General features: G+C 37.4%; 17 protein-coding genes. 2 read left to right on the forward strand and 15 right to left on the reverse strand.

Translation table 11 applies throughout. The features are described from left to right. The first annotated feature begins 26 nt into the window (after window positions 1–26). Window positions 27–287: a 30S ribosomal protein S20 gene (gene rpsT / locus RI845_RS14075; RefSeq protein ID WP_348386798.1), complete on the forward strand. Its 261-nt coding sequence runs from the start codon at window positions 27–29 to the stop codon at window positions 285–287. A 157-nt stretch (window positions 288–444) separates the two neighbouring features. Here rpsT and RI845_RS14080 read toward each other — a convergent pair whose 3' ends face one another. From RI845_RS14080 to rppH, 5 genes are all read right to left on the reverse strand, one after another. After that, window positions 445–1,296, reverse strand: a complete 852-nt coding sequence (locus RI845_RS14080; RefSeq protein ID WP_348386799.1) for a thymidylate synthase — start codon at window positions 1,294–1,296, stop codon at window positions 445–447. Then, window positions 1,293–2,129 (reverse strand): prolipoprotein diacylglyceryl transferase, encoded by an 837-nt coding sequence (gene lgt / locus RI845_RS14085; protein ID WP_348386800.1) that lies wholly within the window; start codon window positions 2,127–2,129, stop codon window positions 1,293–1,295. The genes RI845_RS14080 and lgt overlap by 4 nt, the downstream gene beginning before the upstream one ends. A 13-nt stretch (window positions 2,130–2,142) precedes the next feature. Then, complete coding sequence (locus RI845_RS14090) at window positions 2,143–2,934, reverse strand: sulfite exporter TauE/SafE family protein (protein ID WP_348386801.1); 792 nt, start codon at window positions 2,932–2,934, stop codon at window positions 2,143–2,145. Window positions 2,935–3,018: 84 nt separating this feature from the next. Beyond that, window positions 3,019–5,280, reverse strand: a complete 2,262-nt coding sequence (gene ptsP, locus RI845_RS14095) for a phosphoenolpyruvate--protein phosphotransferase (RefSeq protein ID WP_348386802.1) — start codon at window positions 5,278–5,280, stop codon at window positions 3,019–3,021. 369 nt (window positions 5,281–5,649) lie between these two features. Continuing rightward, window positions 5,650–6,210: an RNA pyrophosphohydrolase gene (rppH, locus tag RI845_RS14100; RefSeq protein ID WP_348386803.1), complete on the reverse strand. Its 561-nt coding sequence runs from the start codon at window positions 6,208–6,210 to the stop codon at window positions 5,650–5,652. 140 nt (window positions 6,211–6,350) lie between these two features. Here rppH and mutH point away from each other — a divergent pair, with 140 nt between their 5' ends. Then, window positions 6,351–7,025, forward strand: a complete 675-nt coding sequence (gene mutH, locus RI845_RS14105) for a DNA mismatch repair endonuclease MutH (RefSeq protein WP_348386804.1) — start codon at window positions 6,351–6,353, stop codon at window positions 7,023–7,025. A 32-nt stretch (window positions 7,026–7,057) separates the two neighbouring features. Here mutH and RI845_RS14110 read toward each other — a convergent pair whose 3' ends face one another. From RI845_RS14110 to RI845_RS14155, 10 genes are read right to left on the reverse strand one after another with little or no spacing between them, the layout of a single operon-like run. Further along, window positions 7,058–7,954, reverse strand: coding sequence for a D-hexose-6-phosphate mutarotase (locus RI845_RS14110; protein ID WP_348386805.1), 897 nt, complete (start codon window positions 7,952–7,954; stop codon window positions 7,058–7,060). A gap of 36 nt (window positions 7,955–7,990) precedes the next feature. Then, window positions 7,991–10,588, reverse strand: a complete 2,598-nt coding sequence (locus tag RI845_RS18850; protein WP_348386806.1) for a tetratricopeptide repeat protein — start codon at window positions 10,586–10,588, stop codon at window positions 7,991–7,993. Between the two features lie 8 nt (window positions 10,589–10,596). Further along, complete coding sequence (locus tag RI845_RS14120; RefSeq protein WP_348386807.1) at window positions 10,597–11,565, reverse strand: type II secretion system F family protein; 969 nt, start codon at window positions 11,563–11,565, stop codon at window positions 10,597–10,599. A gap of 2 nt (window positions 11,566–11,567) precedes the next feature. Beyond that, window positions 11,568–12,533 (reverse strand): type II secretion system F family protein, encoded by a 966-nt coding sequence (locus RI845_RS14125; RefSeq protein ID WP_348386808.1) that lies wholly within the window; start codon window positions 12,531–12,533, stop codon window positions 11,568–11,570. A gap of 28 nt (window positions 12,534–12,561) precedes the next feature. Then, window positions 12,562–13,887 (reverse strand): CpaF family protein, encoded by a 1,326-nt coding sequence (locus tag RI845_RS14130; protein ID WP_348386809.1) that lies wholly within the window; start codon window positions 13,885–13,887, stop codon window positions 12,562–12,564. Beyond that, window positions 13,887–15,128 carry an AAA family ATPase gene (locus tag RI845_RS14135; RefSeq protein ID WP_348386810.1) on the reverse strand — a complete coding sequence of 414 codons (1,242 nt, stop codon included), beginning with the start codon at window positions 15,126–15,128 and terminating at the stop codon, window positions 13,887–13,889. The genes RI845_RS14130 and RI845_RS14135 overlap by 1 nt, the downstream gene beginning before the upstream one ends. A gap of 34 nt (window positions 15,129–15,162) precedes the next feature. Further along, entirely contained in the window at window positions 15,163–15,687 is a 525-nt protein-coding gene (locus RI845_RS14140; protein ID WP_348386811.1) for a TadE/TadG family type IV pilus assembly protein, read from the reverse strand. Next, complete coding sequence (locus RI845_RS14145) at window positions 15,684–16,208, reverse strand: TadE/TadG family type IV pilus assembly protein (RefSeq protein WP_348386812.1); 525 nt, start codon at window positions 16,206–16,208, stop codon at window positions 15,684–15,686. Before RI845_RS14145 ends, RI845_RS14140 begins: the two co-directional genes overlap by 4 nt. Continuing rightward, window positions 16,208–17,560, reverse strand: a complete 1,353-nt coding sequence (locus RI845_RS14150) for a pilus assembly protein TadG-related protein (RefSeq protein WP_348386813.1) — start codon at window positions 17,558–17,560, stop codon at window positions 16,208–16,210. The genes RI845_RS14145 and RI845_RS14150 overlap by 1 nt, the downstream gene beginning before the upstream one ends. 19 nt (window positions 17,561–17,579) lie before the next feature. After that, the gene (locus tag RI845_RS14155) at window positions 17,580–17,861 is read right to left on the reverse strand and encodes a hypothetical protein (RefSeq protein ID WP_348386814.1); all 282 of its coding nucleotides are present in this window, start codon (window positions 17,859–17,861) and stop codon (window positions 17,580–17,582) included. Window positions 17,862–17,863 lie beyond the last annotated feature (2 nt).

Consider the following 17,863-nt stretch of genomic DNA (forward strand, 5'->3'; position numbering starts at 1 on the left):
TATTATTTTATTTTTAGGAGTCCACCTTGGCTAACTCAAAGTCTGCTAAGAAGCGCGCTGTCCAATCAGAGAAGCGTCGCCAACACAACGCAAGTCGTCGCTCAATGATGCGCACTTACTTGAAAAAAGTTATCGCTGCTATTGAAGCTGGTAACAAAGAAGCTGCAACTACAGAGTTTGCTATTGCTTCTCCAATTTTAGATCGTTACGCAAGTAAAGGTTTAATACACGCAAACAAAGCTGCTCGTGTTAAGAGTCGCTTAAATGCTAAAATTAAAGCTCTTTAATTAGAACTTAAATTTTACGTTTTAAAAACCGGCTTCTGCCGGTTTTTTTGTATATAGACATACAGTATTTAGCGGATGCAGTATGCATGGAGCTTTTGTATCTGACAAAAAATGGCGCTTAATAGCGCCATTTTGATATTACCAGTTTACTAAAACATTACACTGAGAATGGATATTGGATTGGATCGTGATGCTGGTAACCTATTACCTCGAAATCATCCATTGTTACCCAAGTTTCTAAATCTTTTAATGACTTAATTTTAGGGTTAATGCGCAACTCTGGTGATGGGAATGGCTCACGCTTTAATTGTACGTTTTCCATTAGCTCTAACTGATCTTCATAAATATGAGCATTTACTATTTTATGATAAGCAACACCAGCCTTATTACCAGTAATTTGCGCCATAATAGCCAAGAATGCAAACACTTGAATTTGATTAAAATTAAGACCTAATGGTACATCACAACTGCGTTGGTAGCTGTTTAAGTACAGCGTGCCGTCAAGCAGCGAGAATTGATGTTGAAACATACATGGGCGTAAACACCCCATATGAAACTCACCTGGATTGTAGAAACTGATGATCTCACCTCTATCATCAATGCCTTTACTTAAATTATCGACAACCTTTTTAAGTTGATCCACAGAGCCACCGTCTGGTTTAGCCCATGCTCTACCTTGTACACCATAAACTCGCCCCATATCATCCTCACCTTTACGGTGTGGATTATTTAACCAAGCTTCGTTTTCATTGGCATTGGCATTCCAGGTTGGTGTTCCTAACGCACGAAAGTCCGCGGCATTATCATAACCTTTTATATAACCAAGTAACTCAGCAATAGCCGCTTTATAGAAGCTTTTACGGGTAGTAATGATAGGAAGTTCATTCTTACCGACTTGATACTCTAAATCGGCATTGATAAGGGTTAAACAACGCTTACCAGTGCGTTCGTTACTTACCCATGAACCTTCATCAATAATACGCTGACATAAATCTAAATATTGTTTCATTTTGCACTGCTCTTGTTCTTTTTACTGTTACTAACAATAGGTTGACTATTGTTTAATCCCCAAATAATCAATCCTACACCAATTATCACCATTGGTAATGAAAGCATTTGTCCCATTGAGATGAAACTGAAGTAAAACCCTAAATGGGCATCAGGCTCACGGAAAAATTCAATTGTCAGTCTAAACAAACCATATCCGGCTAAAAACAGACCGCTGGCAACACCGATTGCTTTGGTCTTTTTACCAACAAAATAAATAATAAGAAACAGCACTAAGCCTTCTAAAAAGAATTCATACAACTGTGACGGGTGACGTGGAAGACCTAATGGATCGGTTGGGAATATCATCGCCCAAGATACATCCGTTTGACGCCCCCAAAGCTCGGCGTTAATAAAGTTACCGATACGACCAGCACCTAGGCCAAGTGGCACTAGTGGTGCGACAAAATCACCGACTTGTAAGAACGACTTTTTCTCTTTGCGTGCAAAAAGTGCGATTGCAGTAATAACCCCAAGTAAGCCACCATGAAATGACATACCGCCAGTCCATATTTTAAATAGATAAATCGGGTCGCTGAGGAAGTAATCAAAGTTATAGAATAATACATAGCCAATTCGGCCACCAAGTATCACCCCTAAAAATCCATAAAATAAAAGGTCACTTACTTGGTCTCGGCTCCATAAGCCGTTGCTTTTATCTGCAGCTTTATTAGCAATAACCATCGCTAAAATAAAACCGATTAAATACATGAAGCCATACCAGCGAAGGGCGATAGGTCCGATTGAAAAAATAATAGGGTCAATAATCGGAAATTGAATTGCAGCAAGGGTCATAAACGATCCAATGTTAAATCATCATATTAAATGCTACTAAAATTAAGAAAGCAGCAAAAACTTTTTTTATTGTTTTAACCGGTAGTTTGTTGGCAAGTTTCACCCCGTAGCGTGCCAAAATAGTTGACGTTGAGGCGATACCTAATACTGCCGGCCAGTAAATGTAACCTAAACTCCACTCGGGAAGATTAGGATTATCAAGACCAGCAATCATAAACGCCATTGTGCCAAAAAGCGAGACAATCATGCCACATGCAGTAGAAACCCCAATGGCATGTAATAAATTTACGCCGCAATAGGTTAAAAATGGGATGAGAACCGCCCCACCACTAATGCCCATTAAACTTGCAATAATACCGGTTCCTCCCGCAACACCTTTTAAAACATTATCTGAAGGTAGGTCTCGTTGTACAGTTTGGCGTATAGAAAACAACATGTATGTTGCTAAAGAAATAACAAACGTAGAAAAAATAGCCGTAAGGGTACTTGTCGGCAATAAATCGGCAAGGTTAGCACCTATAACTGCGCCCAATGCAACAAACACCAATAATTTTTTAGTCATCTTCCAAGGAATATTACCAGATTTATGGTGATTAAATGCAGCGCTAGTTGACGTTACTAAAATAGACGCCAATGATGACGCTAAGGCAATAGGCATCACTATATCAGCATGTATGCCCAACATTGGTAGAAGGATAATCAGTACAGGTACAATCACCAAGCCGCCACCAATCCCCAACAAGCCAGCTAAAAAGCCAACTAAGGTACCGAGTAACATACATAAAAGAAATACTGATAAAAACATTAGACACTCTATTTCGTTAGAGTATTAATTTTAACCCTAAATAGATGAAAATACTTATTAAATAATTACAAAGATGAGTTTTAGTTACTTACCGGCTCTTACAAAGCCACCTAACCCAAGTAACTCTAGTTGCTCATTAAGGTAGTTATGCACCTGTTTAGCCGTACTTAACATTAAGCAATGGGATAATATTAACTGCGCTTGTTTGTAATCTAAATGGCGTAATACCCATTTTATGCGAGGAATATTATGTGCATTCATACTTAATTTATCATACCCCATAGCCAGCAATAAAAGCGCCCCGCCTGGTTCACTGGCGAGTTCACCACATAAACTTAACTCTATTAATTCTATTTGCGCTTGTTCGGCGATCTGATTTAACGCTCGAAGTACTGCCGGATGATATGAATCGAATAATGGCGCCACTCTAGAGTTGTTTCTATCTACGGCCAACAAATATTGGGTTAAATCATTACTACCTACAGAAAAGAAATCTACTTTTTTAGCAAGCTCTGACAATTGGAAAATAACAGAAGGCACTTCAAGCATAATACCAACTTTAGGTTTAGCAACCGGTACATCACTTTCATTACTCACTTCAAAATAGGCTTGATTAATCAATCTGATTGCATCATCGACTTCTGTAGTGCCAGATACCATAGGTAACATTATTTCTAAATTGCCTAAACCGATATTGGCCTTGAGCATGGCTCGCACTTGTACAAGGAATATTTCGGGATGGTCGAGGGTAATACGAATGCCTCGCCAACCTAGAAAGGGGTTGTCTTCACTTATAGGAAAGTACGGCAAAGCTTTGTCACCACCGACATCGAGCGTTCGCATAACCACAGGTTGACGAGGAAATGAGTTCAATACTGTTTTGTACAGAGTGACTTGCTCTAACTCCGATGGAAAACAACTACGCTCCATAAATGGAATTTCAGTGCGATATAAACCAATACCTATAGCGCCATTTTTCATCGAGTCATCAAACTCGGCTCCTAAGCCTGCATTTAACAGCAACTCTATAGATTTTCCATCTTTTGTTATCGCTGGAAGATCGATGACTTGCTTTACAATTTCTTGTAGTTCATCTTCTTCTCGTACTAAATGCTGATACTCGGTTAAGGTAGCGGTATCTGGCGATAAAAATATTTCACCTGAATAACCGTCAACAACAGCCTGTTTATGCCAAAAACTAGCCAGAGGGATATTACCTACGCCCATAATAGCCGGGATACCTAAAGCTCTAGCCAAAATGACTGCATGAGAGTTAGTCGAGCCAGACAATGAAACAATCGCTTTTAAGCCTTTATGCTGATATTCCGCCAATAATGATGCCGTGACGTCTTGCGCCACTAAAATCATGTTGTCAGGAATTACTGCTTTATTGCTATCTTCTTGTTGTAAATGAAATAAAACCCGATTACCGAGATCTTTTATGTCAGTAGCTCTCTCACGAATGTAGAGATCTTCAACTGACTCAAATTGTATTACGTATTGATCAATCACCAGTTTTAAAGCGCTTTGAGCATCCCAACCAGCATTTATTTTTTCCTGTATTTCATCACCTAAACTGGCGCTTTCCAGCATATGCTCATACATTTCAAAAATATCAAGCGTATCCTCAGGTATCGCACCTTGCATACGGCTGCTCATTTGTCTGAGGTCGCGCTTTGTTTTAATTACTGCGTGTTGAAAGAATTTTGTTTGAACGCTTGATTGATATACTTTAGTTAAACTAACGCTGCTTAATTGTGCTTTAGGGTAACTGACGTAAAAATTTCCAATTGCTAAACCGGGAGAGGCAGGAATACCTTGCACATACTGACGGTTTTGCTGTTTAGTTCCCCTAGACAAAATGCCTGTCGTTTCAGCATTAGCGATTGCAATTGCTAATTGGGCAGCAATAGTGACAAGAAACGCTTCTTCATTTTCAGTAAATTCTCGTGCTTGCTTTTGTTGCACAGATAATATGCCCAATACCCGGCGTTGATGGATAATTGGCGTACCTAAAAAGGCATTAAAGTCCTCTTCTTGTACTTCTGGGGATTCTTTAAAACGAGGATGTTGTTGTGCATTTGCAATGTTAATGGGCTCTTCACGTTGGCCAACCAAGCCAACCAAACCTTCAGAAAAACCAATTGAAACACGACCTAGTGACGCTTTAGCTAAACCATCTGAAGCCATGAGTAGAAAATGTTCTTGCTCGTAATCAGCTAAATAAACAGAGCAACACTCAGTAGTCATTGCAGCTTTAACCTGACCCACCATGTTTTGTAAGGCAGTATCAAGCTCAGGCTCTTGCCCAAATGCTAAAACAATTCTACGTAACGTGGTTAACATAAGCTCCTTTGCTCGCTGAATACTATTAAATGTTTATTTTAGTTGAAGTTTTTACTAAAGATTGGTCAGTATACCCTACTTTTTGAGGATGTTAAAATGGCGAAATGAGAAGATGAGTTTGAGCTGGGAACAGCTATCACAGAAAGCTTTACCGCCTATGGGTATAGTGATTTACATTACTTCGTTCCTGAAGTTAAAAATCTAGAACCATCCATGGTGATTTGCATTACTTCGTCCCTGAAGCTACAAATCTAGTACCATCCATGGTGATTTGCATTACTTCGTCCCTGAAGTAAAAAAACTGCATAACTTTCGTTATACAGTTTTATTAAATAAGTTCCTTTACTAACTTAATGTACATAATGATCACTAACCAGTACGTCTTCTATTATCCCGACGGTGATGAGATCCGCGGCGGTGTTTATTCGGTCTACGCTCATTACTTTCCGCTTTAAATGGTGCTAAAGCAATAGGAGCAAACTCTTTCATTACTCTGCGATATACATCGCGTTTAAATGAAACCACCTGACGTACAGGGTACCAGTAACTTACCCAACGCCAATCATCAAACTCAGGATGACCTGAATGTAATAGATCTACTTCATCATCTGCACAAGTGAGCTTTAATAAAAACCACTTCTGCTTTTGGCCAATACACATGGGTTTACTTTCATGCCTAATTAACCGCTTTGGTAGACGATACCTTAGCCAATGTTTTGTACTTGCGATAATTTCCACTTGATGTGGTTTTAAACCGACTTCTTCATGCAGTTCACGAAACATGGTTTGCTCGGTTGTTTCACCTTCGTCAACACCACCTTGTGGATACTGCCAAGAATGCTGGCCATATCGTCGAGCCCAAAAAACCTGACCTTTACCGTTTGTAATCACTATGCCGACATTGGCTCTATAGCCTTCGGCATCAATCACATGAACTCCCGTTCAATTTTTTTACTATAAAATGATTGTTCCACAAACTAGCGCTACGAGCAAATAAACACTGAAATTAATTTTAATCTATGTTTTTTTTGCGCATAATATTGATAAACCTTGATAACAAGCTCAAGCCTTTGACTGATTACCGCCCTGAAACAGAACAACAACTTATTCGACATGCACAAAGTATTGCAGGTTTAACCTTAGGTGAACTTGCTGCTCAAACCGGTGTTGTTGTGCCCGAAAATTTGAATAGAGAAAAAGGCTGGATCGGTTTATTACTAGAAAAAGTTTTAGGTGCAAGTGCAGGCTCTCTGCCTATGCCTGACTTTCCAGATTTAGGTATTGAACTTAAAACCTTGCCTATTAATCGTGAAGGTAAACCGTTAGAAACGACATTTGTTTGTGTTGCGCCATTAAAAGGCATTACCGGTATGACCTGGGAAAAATGTCACCTTAAAAACAAACTCGCCAAAGTGTTATGGGTGCCAGTTATTTCAGAACGGGATATCCCAATCCATCAACGCATAGTTTGTACGCCATTTCTGTGGCAACCAAATCAACAAGAAGAGCAATTATTAGCACAAGACTGGCAAGAGCTAACTGACATGATAGCTCTTGGGAGAGTTGAAGAAATTAATGCTAAATACGGGCAAGTACTTCAGCTTAGACCTAAAGCCGCTAATTCAAGTGCAAAGACACAGGCGTTTGATGCTCAAGGGAGGCCTTTTCAAACCCTCCCCAGGGGTTTCTATTTAAAAATACCATTCACGCAAATGTTGCTAAACAATCATTTGCGAGTAAACTGACAAAAACATAGCTCGAGTTCAGCTAATTAAAGTTATAGCTTATACACTTGAATCTCTTGACTTAAAGATACTTTTTCACCTTTGGGAACGATAACCCAATTTGTATTTGCCGCTTCTAAACATACAAATTCATCTTCACCTTGTTGATGGATATCACTCATGCCCGCCGCAATATCTTTGCCAGGGTTCCACAGCACCCACTGAGTAGAATTTGATTTTTTGATCTCGATCGCACGTTTCCAGCCTTTATCAAACATCGTCATTGACGAATTGTGATGATAAATTTTATCGATAGGACCAACACAATTAAATACATCAGACGGAGTGCAACCTTGAATTGATTTTATTTTGTCATCAAAATATGCTGAATTTAAATCTGGGATAGCAATATTTTCAGGGCTGCTAACACTGAAATAACTATGTAAAGCATTAGAAAATTGAAAGTCTTGGTTACTTAAATTTTCAATCTCCAATTGTTGGCTGAACGAATTAGAAAACATTAATATTTGCGTTACTTTAAATTTATGTGTCCAAGATTCAGAGCGTTTCTCTCCTTCTAATACTAGTTCTACTTTAATTCCAGCAGAGTTAATATCAATAGAGCCTAATTGCCATAAACTTGTTCTAGCAAAACCATGATTACCAGCATCATTATATGGACCAAACCAAGGCCAACAAATAGGAATGCCACCACGTATTGCCTTACCATTTTCTAATTGAGCCTTTTTACTCATCCAAAAGACTTCATCATGACCTTTCGGTTGCCAGTTTAATACATGACCACCATGCAAAGTTAATTTAGCTGAAAACAATTCATGGCTTAAAATTAGCTCAGAAAAGGTATCGCTTATTTTTGATTCAACTACTTCACCATATTCATTTTTGGCAATACTGGTAAATTCTGCACTATTTACTTCAATCGGTAACAAGTTCTATCCTATAAAATCCATTGTGGATATGTTTAATTATTTATTGTTAGGGTCTAATTGAGGGTTCGATTCAGCGGCTATCGTTGGCGTCGAAGATACCTGTAATTGTACCATTTGTATATCATCAGAAGCTGTTACTTCTAATTCCGCAAGTTTAACCGTAGGCTCAGCTTTAAACAATTCAAATTGATGCTTTGCTTTTTCTTGAGCAATTTTTTCTTGAGCAGCTTTTTGTTGTGCTATTTTCTTTTGCGCCAACTTTTCCTCAACAAGTTTCTGATGAATTGTTTTTTCTTGTGCTAACTTCTCTTGTGCTAATTTTTCATGGGCTAACTTTTCTTGTAATACCCTTTCATGTGCTAGTTTTTCTTCAGCTGCTTTTAATTGAGCGAGCTGTTCTTTAACAAGCTTTTCTTGTTGCAGTTTTTCTTGCGATAACTTTTCTTCTGCTGCTTTTACTTTCGCCAGTTTTTCTTGAGCTAATTTATCTTGGGCAATTTTGTCCTGCAACAGCTGTTCTTGTAACAATTTCTTTTGAGCCAACTTATCTTCGAGTAATTTTACTTGAGCTGCTTTCACTTGAGCAAGCTTTTCTTCAGCTGCCTTTTCTTGGGCTAACTTATCTTGAATGAGCTTTTCTTCCTCAGCTTTAACTTGAGCAATTTTCTCTTGAACGGCTTTTTCTTGCATTAGCTTTTCTTGAGCCAATTTATCTTCAGCGGCTTTAACCTGTGCAAGTTTTTCTTGTGCTGCTTTTTCTTGAGCAAGTTTTTCTTGAGCAAGTTTCTTTTGAGCTATCTTATTTTCTAACAATTTTACTTTAGCGATTTTTTCTTGTGCTAGCTTATCTTGAATGAGCTTTTCTTCAGCAGCTTTAACTTGCGCAAGTTTAACTTGAACTGCTTGCTCTTGCGCGAGCTTTTCTTGAGCAAGTTTTTCTTCTGCAGCCTTAACTTCGGCAAGTTTTATTTGAGCGGCCTGCTCTTGTGCTAATTTCTCTTCAGCCAGTTTTTCTTCGGCTGCTTTTACTAGGGCAAGTTTAGCTTGTGCGGCTTGTTCTTGCGCAAGCTTTTCTTCAGTCAGCTTTTCTTCTGCTGCTTTTACTAAGGCAAGTTTAGCTTGTGCGGCTTGTTCTTGTGCAAGCTTTTCTTCTGCCAGCTTTTCTTCTGCTGCTTTTACTAAGGCAAGTTTAGCTTGTGCGGCTTGTTCTTGTGCAAGCTTTTCTTCTGCCAGCTTTTCTTCTGCTGCTTTTACTAGGGCAAGTTTAGCTTGTGCTGCTTTCTCTTGTGCTAATTTCTCTTGAGCCAATTTGTCTTCAGCAGCCTTAACTTCGGCAAGTTTGATTTGTGCGGCTTGCTCTTGTGCGAGCTTCTCTTGAGCCAGTTTTTCTTCAGCGGCCTTAACTTCAGCAAGTTTAATTTGAGCAGCTTGCTCTTGTGCTAGTTTCTCTTGAGCCAATTTTTCTTCTGCAGCTTTTATTTCGGCAAGTTTGATTTGTGCGGCTTGCTCTTGTGCTAGTTTCTCTTCTGCCAGTTTCTCTTCTGCAAGATTAGATGATGCCGAGCTAAGCTCTGGTACAGGTTTGTTATTTTCCACTTTAGTTTCAGAAAGCACGCCTTGCTCATCTCCTCCCTGAGCCTCTTGTTTTTGCAACCAAAGCTCTCGCTTTTTCATCTCTACTTGTTCTAAGTTTGCATAAGCTTTTTTGAAGTAGCTAGGCGACATATCTATTGCTTTTTTGAAAAAATATTCAGCCTCGTCTAAGCGCCCTTCAAGCATAACAAAATACCCTAAATCATTATAAGCATCATACTCACTCATCACTTGTTTAAAGGTTTTAATAGCGCGGTTATATTGGCCTTTACGGGCATAAACCAAACCTAGATTACTCCATGCTCGTTTAAAGCCTGGCTCAAGGTTGATCGCACGGCGATAATTACGTTCGGCAACAGTTAGATCACCTGTGAGGTAATATGAGTAGCCTAAATTAGATAAAATATTTGCAGAATTTTCATCGTATGTTAGCGCCAACTTATAATAAACTCGTGCTAAATCAAAGTTTTGATGCATATCCTCAATTATGCCGGAAACATTGTATGAATTAATTGGAGATTCTTTATCTAAGGTATGGTACCCATGCTCTTTTTTCGTACCTAATTCAGTTAAGCGCTTTTGGTCTAATAAAATAGCTTTTTGTAAATGACCTTGGGCTTTTTGGTATTGACGATTCTCCATTTCTATAACACCGAGAGCTTGGTGAGCGAGAATTAATGAATTATCGTTTTGCAAAGCTTCGGTATAAGCTCGAGTTGCAATGGTATTATTGCCTTGTTTGTCATGAATTCGAGCAATTCTAAATAATACTTTGGCATTGTTTGGTTCAAATTCTAAACATTGAATGTAGTAATACAATGCTTTATCATAATCACCTCGTTGCTCAGACTCAATAGCTTTTTGAAAGGCATCTTCCATTGTTTCATTAGTAATTCCTGTAGTCTGCCCTTTTTCACCAAATAGGTCATTACGAGCGTAGTTATCAAGGCTTTCTTCACTTTTAGGTGTAGTTTCACATCCAAACAAAAACAAAATAGTGAATAAGCTAGAAATTATTGTTATTTTTTTATTTGATTTCATAATGTTTCCTAAAAAGCTTGATCCCATACCGCCATAACTTTAAGTACAGCAGGCCCTATTGCTACAATAAAAAATGAAGGCCAAATACACGCCATCATCGGAAAAACCATTTTCACGCCAACTTTTGCCGCTTTCTCCTCGGCTTCTTGTAAACGTTTATCTCGATACTCTTCTGAGTAAATCCTTAAAGTATCAGCTATGCCAGTACCAAGTCTTAAACTTTGCACTATCACTGAATTTAATCCCCGAATATCTTCCAAACCAGTACGTTCTGAAAATTCATGCAAAGCTTCTTGCATTGAAAAGCCAACCCTAACTTTTGAGCAAACAAGAGCTAATTCGTGCGATAAAGCAGGATGAGCATACTCCAACTCACGACTAACTCTTTGAATAGCCTCTAATAAGCCTAGCCCTGACTCTGAACACACCACCAATAAATCAAGTGCATCTGGAAAAAACTTTCTTAGACTTTTCATTCTCCGTTTAGCTAAATAGGTCAAAACAAACCCAGGAAGCAAATAAAAGCCACCTAAGATAAATGCTACTAAATATATAGTAAAAAAGGGGGTTAATTCAGAAAAAGTGCGCATAGCAAAAATTGCAGTAATTCCACCTAATAATAGTAAAAATAATTTTAACGCGTTATATACTTTTAAAGCATGATCAGAGTGAAAACCAGAATGAATCAATAAACGCTTAGTTTTATCATCGCCAGCAAATGTTTGCTGTAAAAATGGCATTTTGTCTAAAGAATGTTCAAGCGAATGGGAAAAGTCCTCTGTAATGCTAGATGTTTCTTTATTACCATGTTTTAGCTTTTGTAATTGCAGTCGTATAGGGGAATAAGCGCCAGAAAACATCAAACTTAAAGCCAATGAAAGTGTTAATCCGGCAATTCCAGCAATTACATATATTGCCCACTTTGCTTGTTCAGGGTTTTCAACAATGCTATTAACCAATCCTAATAAATAATCCATAATTAATACTCTATGTTAATGAGTTTACTGATCCATAAAGTACCAAGAACCATACCTACACCGCCCCACTTTAATAATGAAACGCCTTCAGGACTTGTAAAAAGTGTGGAAACATAATCAGGTGAACTCATATATAAAAAGGCAAATAAAGCGAATGGCGTTAATACTAATACCCAAGCAGACAATCGGCCTTCAGCTGAAAGTGTTTTCACTCGACGCTGAAATTTAAACCGTTGGCGTATAACTCTGGAAAGGGTTTCTATTTTTTCAGCTAAATTACCACCGGTCTCCTTTTGTATGCTGACAGCACTAGCAAAAGCCATGGCAGAGGTAGTAGGAACTCTATGTACAAAAGTTAATAGCGCAGTTTTTATGTCGTTACCAAAATTAATTTGTTTAAACATTAAGTCAAACTCTACGGCAAGTTCCCCTTCAGTTTCTTCGCACACTAGCTTTAATGCTTCTGAAAATGCATAGCCTGCTTGTAATCCTCGTTTTAATACATCTAAAGATTCTGGAAATTGAGTTTCGATTTTTTCTAATCGGTTTGCGATATCTTTTTTTAATTTAAATTGAAATGCACCAATCACTATTAACACAGAAACAAGAATAAAAAACGGATCTAAAGTTAAGTTCCAAACTAAAGGAGCTACTATGATAGATGCTAGAATCATTAATAAAATATACTGATGTCCAAATAGCTTAGAGCCTGACATCTCTAACTTATATGTTAACCCCTCTACAAAGCCAATTTTCTCTATTTCAACAAATATCGGGTTTAGCTTAGATAGTCGTTGATTTAACACTAAATCTACTTGATGCGGATCTTTTATTGCTAGCTCTTCAAGGTGCTTTTTTAATTGTTTCGTTTTTGAGCGCTGCGGATTGTAGACTGACACAAATAACGTTTGTGACATAAACAATACAGCCCCAAAAACTAAAAGTAGAAATGTTAGTTCATTACTCATGCTTATCTCCTAAAATCATAATGTACTCCTAAAAGTTCATCATATTTTTATCAAGGCCATAAATAGAATTAGGTAAAACAATACCTTTAGCTTTAAGAGAAGTATTAAAGTTAGGAACTACACCTGTTGGTTTAAATTCTCCTAAAATATTGCCTTCTTCATCCTTACCTTGCCTTTCAAAAGTAAAAATTTCAGACATGGTTATTACTTCACCTTCCATGCCATTTATCTCTTGCACACTGGTAATACGCCTGTGACCATCTTCATGACGTTGTAATTGCACCACCAAATCTATAGCGGAAGCAATTTGAGAGCGTATATTCTTAACTGGCATATCAAACCCAGCCATACATACCATATTTTCTAAGCGCCCTAGAGCATCTCTTGGATTATTTGCATGCAGTGTTGTTAAAGACCCCTCATGACCAGTATTCATCGCTGTAAGCATATCTACAGCCTCTGCCCCCCTAACCTCACCAATTACAATTCTATCGGGTCTCATACGCAAAGTATTACGAACCAAATCACGTTGCGTAACTTCGCCAGCACCTTCTATATTTGCTATACGTGTTTCTAAACGCACGGTATGAGGCTGTTGAAGTTGTAATTCTGCAGAATCCTCAATGGTAATAATCCGCTCTTTTTCGGGTATATAACCAGAAAGTATGTTCAGTAATGTTGTTTTACCACTACCAGTACCGCCAGAGATAAGTACGTTCAGCTTACCAAGTACTACAGCTTCAATTAACTTGCCAATTTCTGCACTCATTGAGCCTAGTTCAATTAACTGTTCCGCTTTTAGTTTTTCAACGGTAAACCTACGAATAGATAATGTGGGACCATCAAGAGCTAATGGCGGAATAATGGCATTTACCCTTGAGCCATCTTTAAGTCTGGCATCAACCATTGGAGAGGATTCATCAATTCGGCGTCCTACGCCTGACACAATTCTATCTATAATATTAAGCAAATGGCTATTATCATAAAATTGAACTGGCACTTTTTCTAATTTACCGAAACGCTCGACAAAAATACTGTCAAATCTATTTACCAAAATATCAGAAATAGTACTATCACAAAATAGAGTTTCTAATGGCCCTAAACCTAAGATTTCATCAATAACAAGTTTAATTATTTTTTGTCTGACGGATAAATTTAAAGGCTTTGAAACTTCATTTAATAACTGGTTTGTGATTTCACTTATCTGTTCTTTAGCTTGATTCTCATCCATAGTTTCAAGCACAGCAAGGTCAAGCATTTTCAATAGTTTGCCAAATATTTGTTGCTTTATTTCTAAATCCTGTGGATTTAAAAAGTCATATTGAGATTCATCTTGTTTTTTTAATAATTCCATTATGATTTGCCCATTAATCTAGACCATAAACTTTTGGAGTTAGGTGATATTTCAAGATTATTACCATTTATTTGCTGAGCAATAACTAAGAATTCTTTCTCTAATTGTTTGAATTCTGATAACTCCGCAATACTTTTACCTAAGTCAGTACAAGCACTCGCCAACTGGTAATCGTTCGAAATGGTAAACACTGTATCTACACCAACGGTATTTTTTATATCTTCAGGAGTAATAGTGCTGAACTTGGTAGAGAATCGATTAACAATAATACTAATTTTTTCAGGTGCTATACCCATAGTATTATGAAGTTGTTCAACTAGCGCTTTCGCCTCTCTAATGCTAGAAATATTTTGTTGCACTACCACCATAATATGCTCTGACGACTCTAAGATAGGTATTGACAGTGAATCTATTCCTCTGGATAAATCAGCGATAAACAACTTAAAATTAGCTCTAACCTTAGAGAACAATTGACTTATTTTATTTTGATCAATATGAGCTAATCGATTTATTTGTGAATAAGCTTTTACAGGTAGCAAACTCAAATTATCTTTTTTACTCATCATACTTTGAATTGCAGTGGTATCTAATTCTTTAATGTCTGCTAGAGCATCATCTAAAAAATAATCTGGCTTTAAGTTAAGACTATCGGCTAACGTTCCGTGCTGTAAATCTGCATCCACCATAACCACTTCATCTTTGCAGTGTTTACCAATAATTTGTCCAATTGAGCTAGCGATAAAGCTAGAGCCAGAACCGCCTTTACCATTAATAATAGATACCACAGGAGCTAAATTTACTTTAGTTTTTAATTGGGATGCAACACTTGAAATTGCTGGTATAAGCTCGGTTTCTGCAGTAGATAATGGAACAATATCTTTGATTGACAATTGAATTGATTTTCTTAAAAGTTGTTGAGGAAGGTTATCCCCCACTATCAAAATATTAATTCCAGCATTGCTGATCTTTTCTAAATTGCTAATAGTTTGTTGCTCATCACCAGTAAAAACTACAACAGCTAATTGAAAATCTTCGGTAATAAATGTCACTTTCTTTTCGATTGAAAGCTCCAAATTTTTGACAGGTAATAAAAGTTCATTAGTGGCCAACTCTACTTGTGGGTCGTCACACACGAGTAATAACTTAATTAAGAACGGTAAAGACGACAAACTTCCTTGCTCATTGCTTTTCATTTGTCCTTTAATACCTGAATATGAGTTAAGTTCAATTTTATTTTCCATAATTACAGCCCTTTAATCCTGAATGAATATCTAACTAAGAACAATTTGAATCTCCCCACCGAGTTGCTCCAAGACTTTCTCGAGGAAGCACTGTTGTAAAGCTTGGTGAATCTAAAGTTAAAGATAATCCTGGAATCAACAATTGGTGCTGGTATCCTGTAATTGAAACTTTAACTAGTCTAATTTGGTTAAGAGTATTTTGCGGTAATACTGGTGGAGAAGCATTAGGGTCGCCTTCTAAATCTAGTATGCCTCCGGCATAATTTATATATTTAATTTCAATGTTATCCATTGTTAAATTAAATAAGAAATCCTCTGAAAAACTTGCTGAATTGGCTATATTGCTGTCAAGTACACTATTCATTACTACAGGGCAAACAACGGCTAATCTTGCGCCACGTCTTGAAACCTCAGTCAAAACATTCCAAGTAAACATTAATCGAGCAATTTCAATAGCACTAAAAAAAAGTAAAAAAAACAAGCTGCCAACAATTGCAAACTCAACTGTATATACTCCCATATCTTTTGACTTCTTTTGTCGACTTAAAAAACTATTCATAAAGCCCTCATACTATAGCGAGCAGTAAGAGGAAAATTTAAATTAAAGCTTTTACTTGTTATAAATGATGGCAATAAATCGGAATAAATAGGCTCCCAATAATAAGTTACTGATACAGTAATATATTCAGTTGTATCATCAACTAAAATATTGAAATTATAAACATCTTCAATGCTGTAAGTAATGTCTTTACCAGCGGTTGTTATGTCTGCCACTGCACCTGAATTCGTTAATGAAGGTAAGATATTACTAGAACCATTATAATCTCCACCGGTTAAGATAGCGTTAGCATTTAAAGCAATAACATCATTAATGTAAACGTCATTACTTATTGGTCTTGCATGATTAATAAGGTACCTTGATGCATCTCTTACAACCTGGTTTAAACGATTGTACTGATATAAAAGGCGCGAAAACTCCACTATTACAAACACTAAAAATAGCAAAAATGGCAAAATTAAAGTTAGCTCAATAGCTGCTAACCCTTTTTGTTTATTTATTCGATTGTTTATAAACATCATTATGAATCACTGCTATTAGGGACATGATATAAAACAATAGTAAAAGGGCCTGGGCTATCTATTGAATCAACCACGGGTATGCCCTGAGCGGTACAGTTTTGTGTAAATTCACCAATAATAAAACTTTGTTGGCCACCATTATCTAGGTCTTGTGTTAAAAAGAAACAACCTGAACCAACATATTTAGGCGTTGTTGTACCATTTGCGGTGCCATCACACTCTGCAATAACAACGTTGAGAACCCTCCTATCAACGAATCCTCCGGGCTGGTTTGTCAAACCTGTACCAGAAATAGGACATACACTTGTACTTCCCCTTGACTCTAAATAGTCATTATAGCTATACACACCTTCTGGAAAAATAAGCTCGCCGTCAGAGTCATATTCAAAAATGGGGACACCATTATCATCATATTCAAAAATAGGCGTATTAGTGGAATCAACTAATTCACCATCCTCTAAATCAAGTCTTTCACCTTGGCAAGTATTAATATCTGGTGGATAAATGCCCTCTTTATCACCTGGAACTGTTGAGGTGCCAAACCTTGTATTAAGCCCCTGCAAAGAAGGGCCAACTTTATTACCTGGGGCAGTACTAAGTCCCTCATCAACATTAAAGCATACTTCACCATTTGAGAGACCAGCACCAGCCATAGCTGTTCGAATATCTGCACCACCATGGTTGTCAGCCAAATTTAGTAATTGAAAGTTACCAGCCCCCACGGCACTTTCTTCACCAGAGCCTATTTTCATTACAGTTAATTCATTAAGGTTATAGCCATAAAAAGAGTCTTCCTGGTATTGTAGTGGATCAGCCGAATAATCAATGGGTTTTGAACAAACCATCATAGGCACCAAATCGCTATAACAATCTACTAATGCGGTACTAGGCCCTGCCAAGGCCGTTGCTGATATTTTCTTATTAAAACTAAAAATTTGCGCGATGAAATTATTAAGTTCTACACCTGAGATTGTTACTTTTACATAACGATTAATATCTTCATTTTCGCCAATACTAACAGGAATAAAAGGCTCCGGCTTTTCAGAGAACTCAACAATAACGGAATCAGTATTGGCTATAGAAGAATTTAACTCGTGATAATCTGAAAACCCTAAGTTTTCAGCTGTAATTGCTTTAGCTGCAAAAATAGCAGAGTTATGTGTTCCTCCATCAACAAGGTCTTTAGCTGCATTTAATGCAGCTGTATCAACAAGGTTTTGTAGACGAGTTTTATTTAGCAACAAATGACCACCATCTAATGCTAGTGCAGCCATAGCAAGCAGAGAAAACAGCCCAATGGTAAACATAACTAATATGTTACCTTGCTGTTTGATATTGCTTTTAACTTCCATAATAGCCTCTTACTGCAAATTAATTGCTTGAGCCAGAACCTGAACTTACAAGTTGTTGAGCATTAGTACTTGTTTGCCCCTCGGAAGGTGCAACGCTAGAACCTTGATAGCTCGTAACAACTTTTTCCCCATATACACCATCTAAATCGTTTACTATGCCTTCATTATTTTCTGGTGCCATGGGGTCTAATATTTGCTTTTCATTGATTTTGGCAATTGATTCTGTGATTGGGTAAGGGTCATTAGATGAACAACCTGTGATAATCAATAACAGCGAAATTATTTGTATAATGTTTCTCATCG

This window comes from Thalassotalea nanhaiensis (genome assembly GCF_031583575.1).
GTDB classification, from domain to species: domain Bacteria; phylum Pseudomonadota; class Gammaproteobacteria; order Enterobacterales; family Alteromonadaceae; genus Thalassotalea_A; species Thalassotalea_A nanhaiensis.

Excerpts from the sequence above, each read along its gene's own strand:
- RI845_RS14120 (WP_348386807.1), bottom strand. The coding sequence starts at position 11,565 with ATGGATTATTTATTAGGATTGGTTAATAGCATTGTTGAAAACCCTGAA.
- RI845_RS14145 (WP_348386812.1), bottom strand. The coding sequence starts at position 16,208 with ATGATGTTTATAAACAATCGAATAAATAAACAAAAAGGGTTAGCAGCT.
- lgt (WP_348386800.1), bottom strand. The coding sequence starts at position 2,129 with ATGACCCTTGCTGCAATTCAATTTCCGATTATTGACCCTATTATTTTT.
- RI845_RS18850 (WP_348386806.1), bottom strand. The coding sequence starts at position 10,588 with ATGAAATCAAATAAAAAAATAACAATAATTTCTAGCTTATTCACTATT.
- RI845_RS14125 (WP_348386808.1), bottom strand. The coding sequence starts at position 12,533 with ATGAGTAATGAACTAACATTTCTACTTTTAGTTTTTGGGGCTGTATTG.
- RI845_RS14130 (WP_348386809.1), bottom strand. The coding sequence starts at position 13,887 with ATGGAATTATTAAAAAAACAAGATGAATCTCAATATGACTTTTTAAAT.
- RI845_RS14150 (WP_348386813.1), bottom strand. The coding sequence starts at position 17,560 with ATGGAAGTTAAAAGCAATATCAAACAGCAAGGTAACATATTAGTTATG.
- RI845_RS14090 (WP_348386801.1), bottom strand. The coding sequence starts at position 2,934 with ATGTTTTTATCAGTATTTCTTTTATGTATGTTACTCGGTACCTTAGTT.
- ptsP (WP_348386802.1), bottom strand. The coding sequence starts at position 5,280 with ATGTTAACCACGTTACGTAGAATTGTTTTAGCATTTGGGCAAGAGCCT.
- RI845_RS14155 (WP_348386814.1), bottom strand. The coding sequence starts at position 17,861 with ATGAGAAACATTATACAAATAATTTCGCTGTTATTGATTATCACAGGT.
- RI845_RS14080 (WP_348386799.1), bottom strand. The coding sequence starts at position 1,296 with ATGAAACAATATTTAGATTTATGTCAGCGTATTATTGATGAAGGTTCA.
- RI845_RS14135 (WP_348386810.1), bottom strand. The coding sequence starts at position 15,128 with ATGGAAAATAAAATTGAACTTAACTCATATTCAGGTATTAAAGGACAA.
- RI845_RS14140 (WP_348386811.1), bottom strand. The coding sequence starts at position 15,687 with ATGAATAGTTTTTTAAGTCGACAAAAGAAGTCAAAAGATATGGGAGTA.